Below are 19,319 nucleotides of genomic sequence, written 5' to 3'. Positions count from 1 at the left end.
GAAACGAAGCGCCGTTTTTTTACCTGCAAGCGATTTTGCTTCAGGCCGCGATTCTCGCCGCACGCGGCGCAAGCTGGCGCACATCGTCGCGGCGATGCACGCGCCTGCCGGCCGCATAGGTTTCATAAACGGCGCGATCGTCGCCGAGCAGCGCGAACGCAAACAGCAGTTCTTCCAGCGACTCCGTGCGCGCCGTGCGGCGCGCGAGCAGCGGCGTCGCTTGCGGATCGAGCACCACGAAGTCGGCTTCGGACTTCGGCTTCAACGTGCCGACTTTGTCCGCGAGATCGAGCGCTTCGGCCGCGCCCGCGGTGGCGAGATAGAACATGCGTGTGGCCGTCAGATGATGGCCGCCCAAACGCGCGACCTTATGCGCTTCGTTCATCGTTTGCAGCATCGAGAACGACGTGCCGCCGCCCACGTCGGTGGCGAGCGCGATCGGCATGCCGGCTTTGTCGGCCTTGTCGAAGTCGAACAGGCCGCTGCCGAGGAACAGGTTCGAGGTCGGGCAGTGCGACGCGACGGCGCCGGTCTGCGCCATGCGCTTGCGGTCTTCGTCGTCGAAATGGATGCAATGGCCGTACACCGCGCGGCGACGCAACAGGCCGTAGTGATCGTAAATGTCCAGATAGCTGCGGTGGCCGGGGAACAGATCGGCGACCCATTTCACTTCGTCGGTGTTTTCCGCGACGTGGCTCTGAATAAAGACATCGGGATGCAGGCGGGCGAGCGTGCCGCATGCTTCGAGTTGCGCTTCGGTCGAGGTAGGCGCGAAACGCGGCGTGAGCGCGTACATCTGACGGCCCCGGTCGTGCCAGCGGCCGATCAGTTCGGCGCTGTCGTCGTAGCCCGATTGCGCGGTATCGCGCAGAAACTCGGGGCAGTTGCGATCCATCAGCACCTTGCCCGCCACCATGCGCAGATTGCGCGCTTCGCTTTCAGTGAAGAGCGCATCCGCCGATTCCTTATGAACGGTGCAATACACGAGCGCGGTGGTCGTGCCGCAAGCCAGCAGTTCGTCGACGAAAAAACTCGCCGTCTCGCGCGCATGAGCCGAATCGCTGAAGCGGCGCTCGGTGGGGAACGTGTAGGTGTCGAGCCACGGCAACAGCCCCGGCGCCGGCGACGCGATCATGTCGGTCTGCGGAAAGTGGATGTGCGTGTCGATGAAGCCCGGCACAATCAGCTTGTCGCGCATCTCCCGTACTTGCGTGCCGGGCGCGAGCCGCGGCGCGAGCGCCGCATACGCGCCCGCCGCGACGACGTGGCCGTCCTCGACGATCAGCAAGCCGTCCTCGTTGAAGACCACGGCATTGGACGAGTGCGCGGGATCGCCGTTGAAGGTCAGCAGTTGCGCGCGGAATGCTGATTGGGCCGCTGCTTCAGGCGCCGCGTTGGCCGCGTTGGTCGCTTTAGGCGATTGAGTCATGGAAAAACCGTCTCCGAATGTGAAAAGCCGAACAGCGCGGACGGCGGCTTTATCCCGGCTCGCAAGGAACCCCAGCCGCCGCCGGCTGCCGTGCGCTGGCCCGTCAGTGCGAGCCGTTCCGATGCCAGTACGCGTCGAGCTTCGCGATCAGGTCGCGGCGTTCCTCGGGCGTGACGAACGACGCTTCGAAGCCATTGCGGATGATCGTGTAGACCTCGGCATCGTTGAGCTTCAACGCGTCGATGGTGGCGAAGTAGTTGGCGTTCACGTAGCCGCCGAAGTAAGCCGGATCGTCGGAGTTCACCGTCACCGCGACGCCGCTATCGAGCAGGTCCTTCAGCGTGTGCTTGGTGAGGTCGTCGAACACGCACAGCTTGAGGTTCGACAGCGGGCACACGGTCAACGCCACGCGCGTATCCGCGAGGCGCGTGACGAGCGCCGGGTCCTCGATGCTGCGCACGCCGTGATCGACGCGGTCCACCTTCAACAGATCGAGCGCTTCGTAGATATACGAAGGCGGTCCTTCCTCGCCCGCATGCGCGACGAGCTTCAGGCCGAGCGCGCGCGCCCTGGCAAAGACGCGCTCGAACTTGGAAGGCGGATGGCCGCGCTCCGACGAATCGAGGCCGACGCCGATCAGGCGATGCCTGTACTGCTCGAACAAAGGCCGCGCCTCGTCGAAGGTGGCGAGCGCGTCTTCCTCGGACAGATGGCGCAGGAAGCACAAAATCAGCTTGCTCGTCATGCCGCGCTTTTCCGCGTCCGCGAGCGCGCGTTCGATGCCGGCCACGACGGTCGCGATCGGCACGCCGCGTTCGGTGTGGGTCTGCGGGTCGAAGAAAATTTCGCTGTGAACCACGTTGTCGGCGAGGCAGCGTTCCACGTACGCGGTGGTCATGTCGTAGAAGTCCTGCTCGTGCAGCAGCACGCTCGCGCCGGCGTAATAGATGTCGAGGAACGATTGCAGATCGGTGAACGCATACGCGGCGCGCAACGCTTCGATCGAATCGTAGGCGAGCTTCACGCCGTTGCGTTCGGCGAGCGCGAAGATCAGTTCAGGTTCGAGCGAGCCTTCGATATGGATATGCAGTTCGGCCTTCGGTGCGCGAGCGGTTTTCTCGGCGAGCGATGTCGGGGTGGCGGTCGTTGTTTTCATGGTGGTTCAAAAGTTCGTTAGCGTTAGACCGTTTGCGTGGCGTGACGCGGGTTCGCGTTCGCCTCGACGGCCTGCAACAATTGCGCGGCCGCCGAGATCGCGATGATCTCCGGCGACTTGTCGAGAATGCCGTCGACGCCGAGCGGGCACTTCATTCGCGCGATCCGCGACGGGTCGATGCCGCGCGCGGCGAGCCGATGCTCGAACTGCTTGCGCTTGCTGTGCGAGCCGATCATGCCGAAGAACGCGAAGTCGCCGCGCCGCAAGATGCGCTCGGCCAGTTCGAGATCGCGCGCATGGTTGTGCGTCATCACGATGAAGTAGGTGTTCGGCGCGGCCTGATCGATGGCTTCGTCGGGGGCGTCGTTCGGATCGAGCTTCACGTTCGGCGCGTGCAGCGATGCCGCGGAGGGAAACTGCGCATCGCGTTCGTCGACCCAGCGCACGTTGCACGGCAGCGTGGCGAGCACGCGAACCAGCGCGGCGCCCACGTGGCCGGCGCCGAACAGCACGACCGGAAAGTCGCGCGGCGCGATGGTTTCGGTGAGCAGCGCGCCGCTGTCGTCGAAACCGGCGCCGTCCCACAGCAGGCAGTCGGCGGCATCCACACCCGGCTCGGGATCGGACAGCATCACCGCATCCGGGGCGGGGCCGAATGATACGCTACGCACCGTCGAAAGACCGGCGGCCACGCGCTTCGCAAGCGACGTGATCCAGCCGAGGTCGCCGATGTCGAGCCGCTCGAACGCGAGGATCACGGCGCCGCCGCAGCATTGGCCGAGGCTGGGGCCGAGCGCGAAACGTTCGAGGCGGCGCATGTGCGGCGAGCGCATGCCGTCGCGCAACACCTGGCGCGCGGTCTCGATGGCCTTCCATTCGAGGTGCCCGCCGCCGATCGTATGTTTCGCCGAGTCGCGCGTGACGATCATCTTGGTGCCGGCACCGCGAGGCGCCGAACCTTCGACGCGCGCGACCGTCACCAGCACGGCGGCGTCGCCGTGCGCGAGCAGTTGTTGCAGGTCAGGCAGCCAGGCTTGCATCCGGCGGTTCTCCGTGCGTGGCCGTGCGGGGTGTCCGTGCGGCCGGTTGAGTGCGGCGTGACGCGTTCATGTCGCGTCGGGCCTTGGTATCGTTTATCAAGCTGTCGTGTCCGTTGTTGCGGACCGGGTTGCGGACTGCGTTGCGGGTTCGTTCGCAGCGGGCGCTTGCAGTGCTTCCAGGGCATCCAGAATCGCCTCAGGCGTGGCCGGCGCGCGCAGCGGCGGCGCGGGTTGGGCACCGGCCGTGATACCAGGCGCCGCAGCCGCGATCGCGTCGCGAATCGCGAGGAACACCGAGAACGGCAGCAGCAAGGGCGGCTCGCCGACCGCCTTCGAACGGAACACGGTCGGCTCGGCGTTGCGGTTCTGATAGAGCCGCACATGGAAAGCGGCCGGCGTGTCGCTCACAGCGGGAATCTTGTAGGTGGACGGCGCGTGGGTCATTAGACGGCCATCGCGGTTCCACCACAACTCTTCGGTGGTGAGCCAGCCCATGCCCTGAATGAAACCGCCTTCCACCTGACCGATGTCGATCGCCGGATTGATCGATTGACCGGCGTCGTGCAGCAGGTCCGCGCGCAGCAGTTTCCATTCGCCGGTTAGCGTGTCGATCACGACCTCCGACACCGCCGCGCCATACGCGAAATAATAAAACGGGTGACCGGTCAGCGTTTTTGCATCCCAATGCACTTTCGGCGTGGCGTAGAAACCATCGGACCACAATTGCACGCGCGCCAGATACGCGGCGCCGACCAGTTGCTCGAACGGCATCGCACCGCCATTCACCGACACCTCGCCGTGGGCGAATTGCACCGCGTCCGCGGCGCCGCCGAGTTGTTGAGCCGCGAGATCCGCGAGCCGTGCGCGAATCGCGCGAGCCGCGGCTTCGGCGGCTTTGCCGTTCAGATCGCTGCCGGTGGAGGCCGCGGTGGCGGAGGTATTCGCGACCTTCGACGTATCGGTCGCCGTCACGCGCACGCGCGAAAGCGGCAAGCCGAATTCGTTCGCCACGACTTGCGCGACCTTGGTGTTGAGCCCCTGACCCATCTCGGTGCCGCCGTGATTGACGAGCACGGAGCCGTCTTTATACACATGCACCAGCGCGCCGGCCTGATTCAGAAACGGCACGTTGAACGAGATGCCGAACTTGACCGGCGAGAACGCGAGGCCGCGCTTGAGCACCGGACTGTTCGCGTTGAACGCGGCGATCGCCGCGCGGCGCGCGCGATAGTCGCTGGTGGCGAGCAGCTCGTCGGTGAGCGGCGCGATGATGTTGTCCTCCACGCGCTGACCGTACGGCGTCGTGTCGCGTTCACCGATGCCGTAATAGTTGGCCATGCGCACGTCGAGCGGATCGCGATTCAATTGACGCGCGATGCTGTCGAGCATCACTTCGATCACCAGCGCGCCTTGCGGTCCGCCGAAGCCGCGAAACGCGGTATTCGACTGCGTGTTGGTCTTGCAGCACAGCGCGACGATGTCGACGTCGGAGAGGTAGTACGCGTTGTCGAAGTGACAAACCGCACGCGTGGCGACCGCGCCGGACAAGTCCGCCGAATAGCCGGCTCGCAACGCGATCTCGACGCGCGCGCCGAGAATGCGGCCTTGATCGTCGAAGCCCGCTTCGTATTCGTAGACCGCGTCGTGCCGCTTGCCGGTGATCATGAAATCGTCGTCGCGATCGGCGCGCAGTTTGACCGGGCGGCGCAGCAGTTTCGCCGCGAGCGCCGCCACGCACGCGAACAGCGCCGATTGCGATTCCTTGCCGCCGAAGCCGCCGCCCATGCGCCGGCATTCGCACACCACGTTATGCGCGGGCCAGCCGAGCATGTGCGCGACCACCTGCTGCATTTCGCTCGGATGCTGCGTCGAACTATGGACGAGCATGCCGTCCATTTCCTTCGGCACCGCGTAGGCGACCTGGCCTTCGAGATAAAACTGCTCCTGGCCGCCGACTTCGAACCTGCCGCTGATCCTGTTGGGCGCGGCGGCGATTTTCGCCTCGGGGTCGCCGCGTTTCAGATGCAGCGGCGGCAGCACGAACTGCTTCGCCGCCTTCGCGTCGGCGGGCGTAAGAATGGCTTCGAGCGGTTCGTAGCGGATCACGTCGTCGCTTTTGGCGAGCGCGGCGGCACGGCGGGCAAGGTCATGGCTTTCGGCGATCACGGCGAATACGGGCTGGCCGAGATACAGCACTTCGTCGGCGGCGAGAATCGGATCGTCGTGCAGCACGGGGCCGCAATTGTTTTCGCCGGGGATGTCCTCGGCGCTCAGCACGGCGATCACGCCCGGCGCTTTTCTGACCGCGTCCAGATCGAGCGAGACGATGCGCGCGTGCGCATGCCGCGAGAGTCCGAGCGCCGCGTGCAGCGTGCCTTGCAGTTCGGGAATGTCGTCGGTGTAGGTCGCTTCGCCGCTCACGTGCAGCGCGGCGGATTCATGCGGCAGCGAGGCGCCGATCGCCGTCTCGTTGTCCTGAGGCGCGGCGTGCTTTCCTTCCTGCTTTGCTTCATGGTCCGCGGCGGGGTCGACAAAAGCATCGGTCCGGTTCATCACGACGGCTCCTTCGCAACGGCCGCGTCCGGCGCGCCGGCTTCGAACGCGAACGCATTCACGTCGAGGAGGGCGAGCGGCGCGTCATCGCGCGTTTCCAGGTGGAAGCGCCACAGCAGGTTGCGCGCCACCTTCAGTCGATAGGCGCTCGAAGCGCGCATGTCGGTGAGCGGCTGGTAATCGGCGGCGAGTGCGCTCATCGCTTGCCGCGCGGTGCTTTCGTTCCATGTCGCGCCGGTCAGCGCGGCTTCGGTTTGCGCGGCGCGCTTCGGCGTGGCCGCCATGCCGCCGAACGCGACGCGCGCCTCGCTGATCGTGCCGCTGTCGCCGTTCTTGCCGAGGCGCAGCGCGAACGCCGCGCATACCGCGGAGATGTCCTGGTCGTAGCGCTTCGAGACCTTGTAGGTGCGAAAACGCAGATCGCCCGCCGGCCGCGGCACGCGCAGCGCCGCGACGAATTCGCCCACGGCGAGCGCGGTTTTCTGGTAACCGACATAGAACGCGTCGAGCGGCAGCGTGCGCGTTTTCGCGCCGTGGCGCAGCACCACTTCGGCGTCGAGCGCGAGCAGCGCCGGCATCGAATCGCCGATCGGCGAGCCGTTCGCGATGTTGCCGCCGAGCGTGCCTGCATTGCGGATCGGCAGCGAGGCGAAGCGCGTCCACATTTCGGCCAGTTCGGGGTAATCGACGGCGAGCGCCGCGTAGGCGTCTTCGAGCGTGACGGCGGCGCCGATGGTCAGCGTTTGCGCGTCGCGCTCGACCGTCTTCAGTTCGGCGACGTTGCCGATATACAGCATGTCGCCGAGATCGCGGAACTGCTTGGTGACCCACAGGCCGACGTCGGTGCTGCCCGCCAGCAGCCGCGCCTGCGGATGCTCAACGCGCAGCCTGGCGAACGCGTCGAGCGTGAGCGGCGCGTGGAAGGCGGGCGAGCCGAACGCGGCGCCGCGTGCGTCGGGCGCGCGGTATTCGAAGGTGTCGTGGCGCTGCAGTTGGCGCAGCGTCTCGGCGACGGCCTTGCGGTCCAGCGTCACGCGTGGGTAGTGCGGGTAGTCGAACATCTTCTGCGCCGCGTCGACGATCGGCCGGTAGCCGGTGCAGCGGCACAGATTGCCGGATAGCGCGGTGTTGATTTCATCGCGCGTGGGCAGGCCCGCGGCGGCCGGCTGGTTCTCGTATAGCGCCCACATCGACATCACGAAGCCGGGTGTGCAAAAGCCGCATTGCGAACCGTGGCAATCGACCATTGCCTGTTGCACCGGATGCAGCGCGCCGTCGGCGCCGCGCAGGTCTTCGACGGTGAAGAGGGCGCGGCCGTCGAGCGTCGGCAGGAACTGGATGCAGGCATTGACCGCCTTCAGCGCGATGCCGCCTTGCGCGTCCAGTTCGCCGACGACGACCGTGCACGCGCCGCAGTCGCCTTCCGCGCACCCTTCCTTGGTGCCGGTGCAATGCAGGTCCTCGCGCAGATGCTGGAGCACGGTGCGCGATGCGGGCACGCCCGCGACCTCACGGACGGACCCCTGGTGATAGAAGCGGATGGTTTGCGTTGTCATGGCGAATCCGAAAGACAGTGCGGACCGGGCGCGCGTTACGCATGGGGTCGGGCCGAAGCCGGCCTCGCGCACGTAGATCGCCATCCATGTCCGAAGATAGCACTAGCTTGCCCCGAAAATATTTCCCTTCTCGCATGAAGCTTATTCGGAAGCGGTCATGTGATCGGTACGATTCGCGGCAGGCCGCGAAGTTGCGGGAGATTGGGCGAGGGTGCGCCGGTCGCGCTATTTGGCGCGATGCGGCAACGCCGGGGGAATTGGGGGCAAAAAAACGCCGGACCGCGGCCGCCACGGCGGGCGGCGCGGTCCGGCGTTATTGCAACGCGGCAAGCGCGTTCAGACCACCCGGCCGCGATTGCGATACAGGCTCAGCGCGAGCGCGATGAACGCCACCACGAACGCGATCAGCGACCACTGCGGCAGCGACAGGCCCAGAATCGGCGGATACGGCGTTTCGCACAGCCCGGCCACCTTGAACACGCCCGGCAGCCACTGAGCGGGCGGCAAGCCGTCGACCAGCGGCTGCAGCGCGTCGAAACCGCAGCTAAAACCGGGCCGGGCCTGAACATACACATGCCGGGCGGCGGTCACGATGCCGGCCAGCGCCGACAAGCCCGCCAGCACTTCCAGCAGACGCACGCCGCGCCAACTGTTAAAGAACGCGCCGAGGAACACGAAAATCGCGACCAGCAGGAAGAAATACCGTTGGATGATGCACAGCGGACACGGGTCTTCGCGCTTGAAGTATTGCAGGTACAGCGCGCCGGCCACCAGGCCGACGCAGATCAGGCCAAGCAGGACCAGCAGGGTGCGCTCGCGGCGCAGTATCGCTTCGTCGTTATTCATGGATCGTGTGGCTCTCTCTAGACTAAAGGGCGGTGCCCGCGATTCTAGCGCGAACGTCCGCCCGGTCACTGCGCCGTCACTGCACTGCGCCGTCACTGAGCGCCGTCGAGTCCATGCCGACGCTCAACGAATCGCGTTGAGCACCGCTTCCGCGCCGCGGCCGATGGCGAGCAAGGCGTCGTCGGCGTGCGGCGCGCCTGCCAGCATCAGGCCGACCGGCGCTTCGCCGCGCAAGTGGCACGGCAGCGACAGCGCGCACGCATCGAGGAAGTTGAACACGCCCGGATTGCGCAGCATCAGCGCGTTGACGCGGCCAAAGGTTTCGTCGTCGTCGACCAGATCGGCGACGCGCGGCGCGACCACCGGCACGGTCGGCGCGACCACCGCGTCGAAACGCTGCCACAGCGTGCGGGCGGCTTCGTCGAGCATAGCCTGCCGTTCGGCGAGCAGATCCAGATAGTCGGCGGCGCTGGCAGGCTGGCCTTTGAGAATCCGCACCAGCACGCGCGGGTCGTATTGGTCGCGGTGCTTTTCCAGCAGCGGACGATGCCACGCATACGCTTCGATCGGCGCAAAGCCGAAGCGGTTGATCTCGGGCAAACGGTCGAGCGGCGCGAAACGCACTTCGCTGACGATCGCGCCGGCCGCTTCCAGATGCTTGAGCGCGGTATCGATCGCCGCCGCGACTTCCGGCTCGACGCCGTCGGTGACGTAGTGAGTGAGTACGCCGAGGCGCACGCCTTCGAGCGGACGGGCCGCCGGAATGCGCGGTTCGAGGCCGGCCAGCATCCGGTCGACCAGCGCGCAGCACGCCACCGAGACGCCGATCGGTCCGAACGAATCGAGCGTCGACGACAGCGGCACGCCGCCTTGTTTCGGGATGCGCGCGGCGGTCGGCTTGAAGCCGGTCAGCCCGCACAGCGCCGCCGGAATGCGCAGCGAGCCGCCCGTGTCGGTGCCGAGCGCGACCGCCGCCATGCCGTCCGCGACGGACGCCGCCGCGCCCGACGAGGAGCCGCCGGAAATCCGCTCGTCGCCCTCCACGCCGCGCCGGTACGGCGACAACGGATGGCCGTAATGCGGGTTCAAGCCGAGCCCGGAAAACGCGAACTCGCTCATGTTGGTGCGCCCGACGATCACCGCGCCGGCGCGCTTCAGGCGCGCGACCGTGACCGCGTCGGCCTTGGCGGCGGGCGCGCCCGCCAGCACGATGGAGCCGGCGCGGGTCGGCTGGCCCTCGATATCGAACAGGTCCTTCACCGATACCGGAATCCCGGCGAGCGGCGAGAGCACCGTGCCGGCCGCGCGCAGCCGGTCGTGCGCGTCGGCGGCGGCGCGGGCGCTGTCCGCGTCGACGTGCATGAAGGCGACCGCGCCCTGGCCCGCCGGATCGGCGATCCGTTCGAGCGCGGTTTCGACGAGCGCGCGGCTGGTGGTGCGCCCGGCGGCGAGGTCGGCGGCAAGCTGGGCAAGCGGCGGGAAGGGCGTGAATTCGGTGGCCATGATGTCGGTGGAGTCAGGTTGAACCGCGTGAAGCCGGTCGGGTTTCAGGTTCGTTCAGCGTCGTTCAGATGCGATTGAAGAGCGTCGCGCGGAACGCCTCGATGTGCTTTTGCACCGATCGACGGGCGCCTTCGGCATCGCGTTCGCGCAGCAGGCGAAACAGTTCGAGATGTTCTTCGTGCACGTCTTCGAGATGATGCGGCTCGGACAGCGAGATAAACCAGAAGCGCAGCGAGCGTTCATGCAGCCCGCGCAGGATGTCGGCGAGCACCGGGTTGCGCGAGGCCGCCGAGATCGCCAGATGAAACTCGCGGTCGATGTCCATCATGCCTTCGATGTCGTGCGCCGCGACGCACACGGCCGAGCGCTCCAGCAACGCCTGCATCGCATCGTAGTCGTGCTGCTGCGCGTGGCGCGCGGCCAGTTCCACGCAGTGGCTTTCGTTGACGAGCCGCACGTCGATGATCGCGAGCACGTCGTCGAGTGAAACCGGGCGGACCATGATGCCCTTGCGCGGCATGATGGTCAGCATGCCTTCGTGCACGAGCCGGTGCAGCGCCTGGTGCACCGGCGTTCTGCCGATGCCGGTCAGCGCCATCAATTCGGCCTCGTTGAGCACCTCGCTCGGCCGCAGGCGCATCGTGATGATCTCGCGCTTGACGAACGCATACGCCTGTTCGGCGAGGCTCGCGGCGGCGGTCGCGCGGGTGGGCCGGGGAGGGCGGGCAGTCTGCAAAAGCTTCATGTCGAAAGAAAGCGGGCGGGGTCGTCCGCATTGTAGAGCAAGGTTTTGCGGGTGCGGGGTGGAGGGCGCCGGTCGGCTTGGGCGACCGGCGCGCCGCGCGGTCCGCGCAGCGCGGATGTCGCACGGGTCACCCGGATCGCGCGCATCGCGGCCACTCAGGCGCCGCTTGGCGCGATCCCGGCGGCGTGCCGTACCTTCACGCGCGGCATCATCAGCGTGACCAGCCCGCCGACGATCAGCGCGCCCGCGATCAGCACCAGACCGAACGTCACGCTATGCGTCGCGTCCTTGACGATGCCGAGCACATACGGGCTCACGTAACCGGCGAGATTCGCGATCGAATTGATCACGGCGATGCCGGCCACTGCCGCGGTGCCTTGCAGGAAGGTGGTCGACATCGACCAGAAGATGCCGAAGCCCGCCAGGATGCCGATATACGCGATCGACAGGCCGGTCACGGCGAGCGGGATCGAGTTCGTCACCGAGGCGCTGCCGAGCAAGCCCGCCGCGCCGATGAAGCAGCACACCGCGTAGTGCCAGCGCCGTTCGCCGGTCACGTCCGACGAGCGGCCGATCAGGATCATGCCGATGCCCGCGGCCAGATAGGGAATCGCGGTGACGAAGCCATTGGTGACGAGGTTGGTCACGCCGAGGTCCTTGACGATCTGAGGCAGCCAGAACGAAAAGCCCGCGTTGCCGGTGACGAGGCAAAAGTAGATCAGCGTGAGCAGCCAGAAGCGGCCCGAGCGCAACGCCACCGCGAGACTGTGCTCCGCGCCGGCCGCCGCGGCCGAACTGTTGTCACGCGAGAGTCGGCTCAGGATCACGCGCTTTTCGTCGGCGCTGAGCCAGGCGGCTTCGGCGGGCGTGTTGCGCAGCACGGCCAACGCCCAGAAGCCGGTGAGGATCGACGGAATGCCTTCGATCAGGAACATCCACTGCCAGCCGCGCAAGCCGTGCGCGTCGTGCAGCGCCGACATCAGAAAGCCCGACAACGGCGCGCCGATGATGCCCGCCACCGGAATCGCCGCCATGAATACGGCGACCATCCGCGCGCGGCGGTCCGACGGAAACCAGAAGGTCAGATAGAGCACCACGCCCGGCACCAGGCCGGCTTCGGCGACGCCGAGAAAAAAGCGCAGTACGTAGAACATCGTTTCCGAGCGCACGAACATCATCAGGCAGGACAGCAGTCCCCATAGCATCGTGATGCGGGCGATGGTGGCGCGCGCGCCGAACTTCTTCAGCAGCAGATTGCTCGGCACTTCGAACACGAAATAGCCGAAGAAAAAGATCCCCGCGCCGAGTCCGTAGGCCGCGTTGGAAAGGCCGAGGTCGCCGGTGAACTGCAGCTTCGCGTAACCGATGTTGACGCGGTCCAGATACGACAGCACGTAGACGAGAAACAGGAACGGCATGATGCGCCAGGTGATCTTGCGCAGGGCGGCGGCTTCGAGCAATGCGTCTGACGACGCGTCGGCGGTGGCGGAGAGCGAAGGTTGAGTCATGAACGGATGCCTCATTCGACGATAGGAAGCGCTCGCACGCGATAGGCGTGGCGCAGTGTGCGGTTCAGGACGGGATCGTGCAATTCGAGTTCGAGCGCGTCGCCGTCGGCCATGCCGACGATGCCGCCTTGCACGGCGAGGGTGCCGCAGAACATCGCGGCGCCGGGTGCGAGCGGCGCGCGCTCGAGCAAGTCGGCGGCGGGCAGCAGCGTGGCGACGCTGCCTTGCTGATAGACGCGCCGCTCGCCGTTCGTCACCGCGTAGGCGCGCAATTCCAGTCGATCCCAGTGGCCGGCGAGGTCGTCGAAACGCCAGGCGTCGCGCGCGACCGGTTTCGGGCATACCTGCTTGGAGACGGTCACGCCATAGGCTTCGACTTCGCGGTCGGTATGGTCGGAGCCGACGGTGACGAGCAAGCCCGCCTTCGATTGCACCAGCACGCATTCCGCCTCGCCGCTGGACTTCACGCCGACCACGTCGACGAGTTCGGCCTGCGTCAGCAGCTCCGCGCCGAGGCGGTAGAAGCACGGCGTAGTGGAGGGACGCTTCACGCCGAGCGCGGCCAGTTCTGCGATGTGATGCTCGATCGCGGCCTGGTCGCGCCCGGCCCAACCGGCGATGGTCAAGCGATTCACTTCCACCGTTTCGGCGCGACTGTCGCCGGAACGCTCCACAACATTGAAGGACACCTGCCGCATCATTCGACTCCCCTAAAAATATTCGCCAAATATTATGGTGATATTTCACAGGCGTCCAGCGTGTCAAAAACATTCTGCTGCGCGGCATCGTCGGGAGTTCAAGAGCAGGCGGCAATCCCGCGCCCTTCGGCGCTTTCCGCGATTCGGCGCCAGGCGGGCGTTTGCTACACTGCGTTTTCAAGATTACTTTCTGTAAGGAACGCATTCATGCACCACGGCATCGGCTTCATTCAGGATCTGGCGGTCGTGATGGCGCTGGCCGGCGTCGTCACCGTGCTGTTCCATCGCCTGAAGCAGCCGGTGGTGTTGGGTTACATCGCCGCGGGCGTGATCATCGGGCCGTACACGCCGCCGTTCCAGTTGATCCACGACGAGCAGACCATTCAGACCCTCGGCGAACTCGGCGTGGTGTTCCTGATGTTTTCGCTGGGGCTGGAATTCAGCCTGCGCAAGCTGTTCAAGGTCGGCGCGACGGCGATCGTCGCGGCGCTCTCCGAAATCGTGCTGATGCTGTGGCTCGGTTACGAGATCGGCAGCGCGTTCGGCTGGAGTCCGATGGATTCGCTGTTCCTCGGCGCGATCCTCGCGATCTCGTCGACCACGATCATCGTCAAGGCGCTTTCCGAACTGGGTCTGAAGCGCGAGAGCTTCGCGCAACTGGTGTTCGGGATTCTGATCGTCGAGGACATTCTCGCCATCGCGATGCTCGTGCTGCTGTCCGGCATCGCGCAGACCGGTCAACTGAGCGCGGGTATCGCAGTGGTCACGCTCGGCAAGCTGCTGCTCTTCATGACGGTGTCGCTGGTGGTCGGCATTCTGGTCGTGCCCCGCGCGCTGAACTATGTGGCGCGCGCGAGGAGCGACGAGATGCTGCTGGTGTCGGTGCTCGGCTTCTGCTTTGGCTTCTGTCTGCTGGTGGTGAAGCTCGATTACAGCATTGCGCTCGGCGCGTTTCTGATCGGCGCGATCATGGCGGAGTCGCGCCATCTGCACCGCATCGAGCATCTGATTGCGCCGCTGCGCGACGCGTTTTCCGCGATTTTCTTCGTGACGATCGGTTTGATGCTGGACCCGGCGGTGCTGGTCGACTACGCGTGGCCGATCGCGGTGATCACGGTGGCGGTAATCGTCGGCAAGATCGTCTCGTGCGGGCTCGGCACCTTTCTCGCCGGCAAGGACGGACGCACGGCGATGCGGGTCGGCATGACCGTCTCGCAGATCGGCGAGTTCTCGTTCATCATCGCGTCGCTCGGCTTGACGCTGAAAGTGACGAGCGCGTTTCTCTATCCGATCGCGGTCGCGGTATCGGCATTGACCACGCTGTTTACGCCTTATCTGATCCGGGCCGCGGACCCGCTGACGCAGCGGCTGGGTCACGCGATGCCGCGCACGCTCGCCAACGTGTTCGGCATGTACGGCCAGTGGGTGCGCAGCCTGAGCACTGGAACCGGTGAACCGACGTTGTTCAGCATGACGCGGCGAATCATTTTGCAGATCGCCGTGAACCTGGCTTTGGTCGCCGCGATTTTTCTGATCGTGTCGTATAGCGCGCCTTACACCGGCGGCTTGCTCGCGCGCTGGCTGACGGCCGAGCCCATGCAGCGCGTGGTCTTGTGGAGCATTGCGCTGGTCATATCGATGCCGTTTCTGGTGGCCGTCTATCGCAAGACCAAGTCGCTCGCGCTGCTGCTCGCCGAGGTCAGCGTGCAGCCGGCGATCGCGGGGCGCTTCACGCGTGCGATCCGTTACGCGATCTCCGACCTGGTGCCGGTGGTCTCGATGGTCGGCGTGTTCCTGCTGGTCGCGGCGCTCTCGAGCGGCATCCTGCCGCCGACCGGCCTGCTCATCGCGGTGCTCGGTTGCGCCGCGCTGCTGCTTGCGCTCGTGTGGCGCTGGTGCGTGAAAATCCACGCGGCGATGCAGATCGCGCTGCGCGAAACGTTCGACGAACAGCCCGATCCTTGAGTCGGATGGCGTGCATTGCCCGCCGCAACAATGTGACCAATTGTGTGTGGGTTTGCGGGGCTTGGTCCGCTGGCGGATAATCAGGGCATATTCATTCGTTCGCGTGCAAGGCGCCTGTCTGACTGTCATGAGCGAAAACAAACCTGAAAATGCCGGCGAGCCTGGCAGCCCACCGTCGCCTTCGGCGTCGCCGGCCACGCCGGGCGCACAGAAATCCGACATCGCGCCGAATGAGCCGGCAGCCTCGCTGCCTCCCTCGCATGAAGATTCCACGCAATCTCCCATCAAGGATGCGGTGACGCCGCAGGTGTATTCGGGGACGGCGGGCAAGGGCGCGAGTCCTTCAGCGGGCGGGGTTTCACGCGCCGCGGCGTCAGCCGCGGGTGCGGATTCCAGCGCCGGCGCGCCGCGCTCCAGCGTGTTGCCGGAAGGTTCGCCGTCGAGCGCTAGCGGTGCTTCCACCACATCTGCGGCAACTGAGGGAGCCGCCGTCCGGTCATCCACCGACGACCCTGAAAGCGCGTCGGCCGTCACACCCACCGATTCGCAAACGGCGCGGCAACGCGACGCCGAAGAGGCACGCAGTTCAGCGGCGGCATCCACCGCGAAGCAGGAAGCGGCGGCTCACGAGCGTGACGCGCAGCGTGTCGGCACCCGTCCCGTGACGCCGCCACCCATGCCGCCCGCGAGCAGCGAAGCGATCGACGGCGAACTGGTTACCTCTGCCGGCGATACCGCCGCTTCAGGTCAGGCAGCGGCATCCAGCGGGCGCCCGGCCGGCTCGCCGCCGCCCGGTTTCGGCGCCGCGCCCGACTTCAGCGCGTCCAATCCGCCGCCGCCGAACGCATTGCCGCCGTCGCCGCCGCGTTATCTGAAGCAGAACGATTCGGCGTGGACGGTGTTCGGCCGCATCATCGCGGCGCGCGCGCGCCAGTTGTTCGATCGCGCCGGCCAGCGGATCACGCAGCGCACGCTGCGCATCGGCGTGTCGGCGCGCATCTTTCATCCGGAGCCGGGGGCGAGGGGCTTGCGCGGCAAGACGCTGCAGTACCTGGAGGAATCGATCGCGCATTGGGTGATGTCGCGCGACGTGCTGGTGTTCATGATTCCGACGGTCGGTCATCAGGGCATGCTGCACCCGAGCAATATCCGTTTGCGCGATTATGCAAAGCATCTCGACGGCCTGTTGCTGCAAGGCGGCGCGGACGTCTCGCCGCAGTCCTACGCGGAAGCGGCAACCAGTCACGAATGGCCGGGCGACCGTGTGCGCGACATGTACGAGCTCGAACTGCTGCACGAGTTCATCGAGTCGGGTAAGCCGGTGTTGGGTGTATGCCGCGGCTGTCAACTGATCAACGTGGCGTTTGGCGGGACCTTGTATCAGGACATCGCTACCGATGTGCCGACCGCGGGCGCGCACGTCAACGAGAACTATGATCAGCATCGGCACGGGATTCACTTCCCGGACGGCTCCACGCTGGTGAATATGTTTCCGGGCCGGCGCGATGCGATCGTCAACTCGATTCACCATCAGGCGGTCAAGACGCTGGGCCGCGATCTCAACATCGAAGCGGTGTCGGCTTCGGACGGCATCATCGAGGCCGTGCGCTATCGGCGGGCGCCGTTCGTGATGGGCGTGCAGTGGCACCCGGAGTTCCATCGCGCGGGTGGCGAGGAACTGCTCGACTGCACGCCATTGCTCGATACCTTTCTGCGGGTGGCGCGCGAAACGCGGTTTTGACGGTGCTGAGATTCGCGCGTGGTCAAAAGCGCGTCCCGCGAGGTGGATTTGTCGGGGGCGCGTTGCTGTTGGATTTGGCGGCGCGCCTCGCGTTGGTTTCCCGGTCGTTGTCTTTCGGTCCACGCTCCGCAGTCTCACCGAGTCTTGGCTTGTCGATGCAGCAATGCTTTTGTCCGCCGCTTGATTACCGGTCGCTTTTAAGGCGGCGAGGAAGGCGAGTTGTTGATGAACCAAGATCGACGGCACGCGAATTTAACGACAAGCAATCTATCTCCGTATTGCAAGCCCGCATATCGTTGGATTTCCGTCAAATTAACGTGATCCGACCGCAGTCCACAAAAGGCGGATCGTTGCGTTTCGGTCCTATCTGAAATTTTTTATTCCGCGATTACCCGAGTTATTTGGCCAATCCATTCGCCGGCGATTTATCTCGATTTAAAGTCTGTGCGCGCAACATCTGAACGCTTCGCTTAACGACTAATCCGCGCGATAATCCTAGGCTGATCTGGATTTGCATGGAGCATGCACGTATGAAGTACCCCTTGATTGTACGGCGCGCCATGCTGCTCGCGACCTCGTGTGCGCTGTTGCAGCATGGCGGTTTTGTGCTGGCAGCGCAAAGCGACGAGGCCGCCCCTCTGGTCGGCACGCGACCGGCCATGAACACGTTGACACCGGAGCCGGTGGCCGCCGCGCTGCGCAGCGCGGCCTCAGGCACGCCCGCCGCCGCGGACGCGCAAGGCAACGTCGCCGAACTGATGCAGATGATTCACGACGCGAAGCTGAGCGAACTGCGCACCACATATAACGGTAGTTACGGCGCGAGCCTGTTCTTCTATCCTCGGGAGATGGCCTACTACGTCGCATTATTTCAGGACAAACATTTCTGGCGCGTGATCAAGTCGGAGAACGCGGGCCGAGCCGAGGCGATCTATGCGGGCTTCGTCCAGCAGACGGCGCAACTCGCGGAGGTCGAGATTCGTCGCACACAGTTGCAGGCCCAAAAGGCTTACATCGAGGACATCATCGCGTTGTCGGCGGAGCGCGCGAAGCGCTTGCAAGCGGATCTCGACGTCGCGCGCACGCAGCAGGCCAAGGTCAACGACTACCAGCGGCAGACTCAAGGCGAAGCGGCCGCATTGCACGCGGAAAAGGAAAGGGCGCAGGCGCAACTGCGTCAGGTGCAGAACGAAGTGATGCAACTGCAGCGGCAAACGGAACTTGGCCTGCCAGGCCAGAAGTAAGGGTATGAAGGTAAAAAGCCCGGCCATGCATGGCCGGGCTTTTTTTTTGCGCCGCGAGTTCGCGACGGCGTTGCGCTTACCTGGCGAATTGATCCGGGACTTCGGTTACACGGCGCTGCGACATGTGATTCATCCATTCCGTTCCATTCGTTCCAGACGGATGACTTGTGGAAGCTGCGCGCGGCGACCGCGCGATGTCTTGAAGGTGCGTGCCGGCGGACATCGCCACGGACGTGTATTCGTCGACGCCAAGCCGCGATGGCTCCAGTGGCGAATAAGATCCCGCCGCCGATGGTTTCGCGAGCGTGTATTGCGTAGTCGAGGGAGCCGCGATAGGCGGGATGTCATCGTTCGGTGCCGGCTGATACGGAAGCCGCTTTACCGTGCCGTTATGGCTGTTTTGACGGTAGCTCTTGCCGTGCAGGCCGGCAGCCTTCTCGCGAAACTTGCTGCGGCGCTGTGAGACGGCCTTGCCCGCTGGGGCCTGCACGGATGAGACGGTGGCGGCGGTTGCGACACGAGCCGTGATTGCATCGGGAGAAGTCTTTTCGGCATGACGCGACGGAATCGGACCCGTTGGACGCGGTGTGTTGGCCTCCGACGCGGTCGCGACTGCGGACTCCTTGAAAGATCCGGTTGCGTTCGCGGTTGCATCCGTTGGTGAGGCACCTGCGCTCACATGCGCCGACTGCCCACCCGGCGCTCGCCGATTTGCTTCGCCGTTCGCGGCCGCGTGCTGAGTCGCTGCTGCGTCAGCCCTGCGATCATCGGCCGACGGTGAGCCGCGATCGACCGTCAACGAACTGCCGAAAATACTGTCGCCAAGTGTCGGGCGAGGGCCCAACTGACCGACAGCGATCCATGCAAGCATCGCAGCGCCGCCGAGTGCGCAGGCACCACCCGCTATTGCGCTCCAATGTACCGACGATCCATGCGATTCCGGCTCGAATGCAGGCATCCTGATTCGCTCGAAGGGCTGCCCTTCAGCGGTAATGGGCGGGAAGTGGTTGGACGGCGCATCGAATACTGTCGGCGCAGTCGCACGCCGTTCCTCCAGCGGCACCCATTTGCATAGCGAGCGGATGGTCTCTTCGCTCATGCAGAAGGTACGCAGCATCGCTGCGTAGAGCGCCTTGAGTTCCGCACGCAAACTGCGGACCGGCGGCAGCAGCGTCCAGTCGTGACCGAAAGACGCCGGCAAGTGGCCAAGCGGGCGCAAGCGCGGCAGCGCCATGGCGCCTACGATTGGGGTGAGTGGAATGGTGAGCATCGGTCTGTTCCAGCGCCTTTAAGGTAGCCCGCCGATCAGCGGACGCAGGTCTAGGGACTCAGGCT

The 19,319-nt window shown here is 65.4% G+C and carries 14 protein-coding genes; 3 read left to right on the top strand and 11 right to left on the bottom strand.

What is annotated here, in order from left to right:
* Positions 1-40: 40 nt before the first annotated feature.
* From guaD to ACOCG7_RS26330, 10 genes are all read right to left on the bottom strand, one after another.
* A complete protein-coding gene (gene guaD, locus ACOCG7_RS26375) occupies positions 41-1,429 on the bottom strand; it encodes a guanine deaminase (protein ID WP_073427131.1) in 1,389 nt (462 codons plus the stop codon).
* A gap of 103 nt (positions 1,430-1,532) precedes the next feature.
* Complete coding sequence (locus ACOCG7_RS26370) at positions 1,533-2,585, bottom strand: adenosine deaminase (protein WP_073427132.1); 1,053 nt, start codon at positions 2,583-2,585, stop codon at positions 1,533-1,535.
* Between the two features lie 23 nt (positions 2,586-2,608).
* Positions 2,609-3,625, bottom strand: coding sequence for a xanthine dehydrogenase accessory protein XdhC (xdhC, locus tag ACOCG7_RS26365; RefSeq protein ID WP_073427133.1), 1,017 nt, complete (start codon positions 3,623-3,625; stop codon positions 2,609-2,611).
* Between the two features lie 96 nt (positions 3,626-3,721).
* On the bottom strand, positions 3,722-6,178 hold the full coding sequence (gene xdhB, locus ACOCG7_RS26360) for a xanthine dehydrogenase molybdopterin binding subunit (protein WP_073427134.1): 2,457 nt from the start codon (positions 6,176-6,178) through the stop codon (positions 3,722-3,724).
* Positions 6,178-7,734, bottom strand: a complete 1,557-nt coding sequence (xdhA, locus tag ACOCG7_RS26355) for a xanthine dehydrogenase small subunit (protein ID WP_073427135.1) — start codon at positions 7,732-7,734, stop codon at positions 6,178-6,180. Before xdhA ends, xdhB begins: the two co-directional genes overlap by 1 nt.
* Before the next feature lie 336 nt (positions 7,735-8,070).
* Positions 8,071-8,580: a disulfide bond formation protein B gene (locus tag ACOCG7_RS26350; RefSeq protein ID WP_073427136.1), complete on the bottom strand. Its 510-nt coding sequence runs from the start codon at positions 8,578-8,580 to the stop codon at positions 8,071-8,073.
* A 123-nt stretch (positions 8,581-8,703) separates the two neighbouring features.
* A complete protein-coding gene (locus ACOCG7_RS26345) occupies positions 8,704-10,083 on the bottom strand; it encodes an amidase (protein WP_073427137.1) in 1,380 nt (459 codons plus the stop codon).
* A 64-nt stretch (positions 10,084-10,147) separates the two neighbouring features.
* Complete coding sequence (locus ACOCG7_RS26340; RefSeq protein ID WP_073427138.1) at positions 10,148-10,828, bottom strand: GntR family transcriptional regulator; 681 nt, start codon at positions 10,826-10,828, stop codon at positions 10,148-10,150.
* Between the two features lie 155 nt (positions 10,829-10,983).
* Positions 10,984-12,336 carry an MFS transporter gene (locus ACOCG7_RS26335; protein WP_073427139.1) on the bottom strand — a complete coding sequence of 451 codons (1,353 nt, stop codon included), beginning with the start codon at positions 12,334-12,336 and terminating at the stop codon, positions 10,984-10,986.
* Between the two features lie 11 nt (positions 12,337-12,347).
* Positions 12,348-13,034: a DUF2848 domain-containing protein gene (locus ACOCG7_RS26330; protein ID WP_073427239.1), complete on the bottom strand. Its 687-nt coding sequence runs from the start codon at positions 13,032-13,034 to the stop codon at positions 12,348-12,350.
* A gap of 207 nt (positions 13,035-13,241) precedes the next feature.
* Between ACOCG7_RS26330 and ACOCG7_RS26325 the strand changes: the two genes are divergently transcribed.
* The 3 genes from ACOCG7_RS26325 (at position 13,242) to ACOCG7_RS26315 (ending at position 17,984) form a co-directional block, all read left to right on the top strand.
* Positions 13,242-14,999: a cation:proton antiporter gene (locus tag ACOCG7_RS26325; RefSeq protein ID WP_073427140.1), complete on the top strand. Its 1,758-nt coding sequence runs from the start codon at positions 13,242-13,244 to the stop codon at positions 14,997-14,999.
* Between the two features lie 307 nt (positions 15,000-15,306).
* On the top strand, positions 15,307-16,740 hold the full coding sequence (locus ACOCG7_RS26320) for a gamma-glutamyl-gamma-aminobutyrate hydrolase family protein (protein ID WP_412534839.1): 1,434 nt from the start codon (positions 15,307-15,309) through the stop codon (positions 16,738-16,740).
* Positions 16,741-17,270: 530 nt separating this feature from the next.
* Positions 17,271-17,984 carry a DUF2968 domain-containing protein gene (locus ACOCG7_RS26315; RefSeq protein ID WP_073427142.1) on the top strand — a complete coding sequence of 238 codons (714 nt, stop codon included), beginning with the start codon at positions 17,271-17,273 and terminating at the stop codon, positions 17,982-17,984.
* A gap of 76 nt (positions 17,985-18,060) precedes the next feature.
* On the opposite strand, the gene ACOCG7_RS26310 is transcribed toward ACOCG7_RS26315, so the two are convergent.
* Entirely contained in the window at positions 18,061-19,218 is a 1,158-nt protein-coding gene (locus ACOCG7_RS26310) for a hypothetical protein (protein WP_084561346.1), read from the bottom strand.
* Between the last annotated feature and the right edge of the window lie 101 nt (positions 19,219-19,319).

Origin of the sequence: Paraburkholderia sp. DD10 (genome assembly GCF_049177125.1) — a bacterium.
GTDB classification, from domain to species: domain Bacteria; phylum Pseudomonadota; class Gammaproteobacteria; order Burkholderiales; family Burkholderiaceae; genus Paraburkholderia; species Paraburkholderia terricola.
The sequence above is the reverse complement of the archived record's forward strand: the minus strand, read 5'-3'. Positions and strand labels throughout refer to the sequence as shown.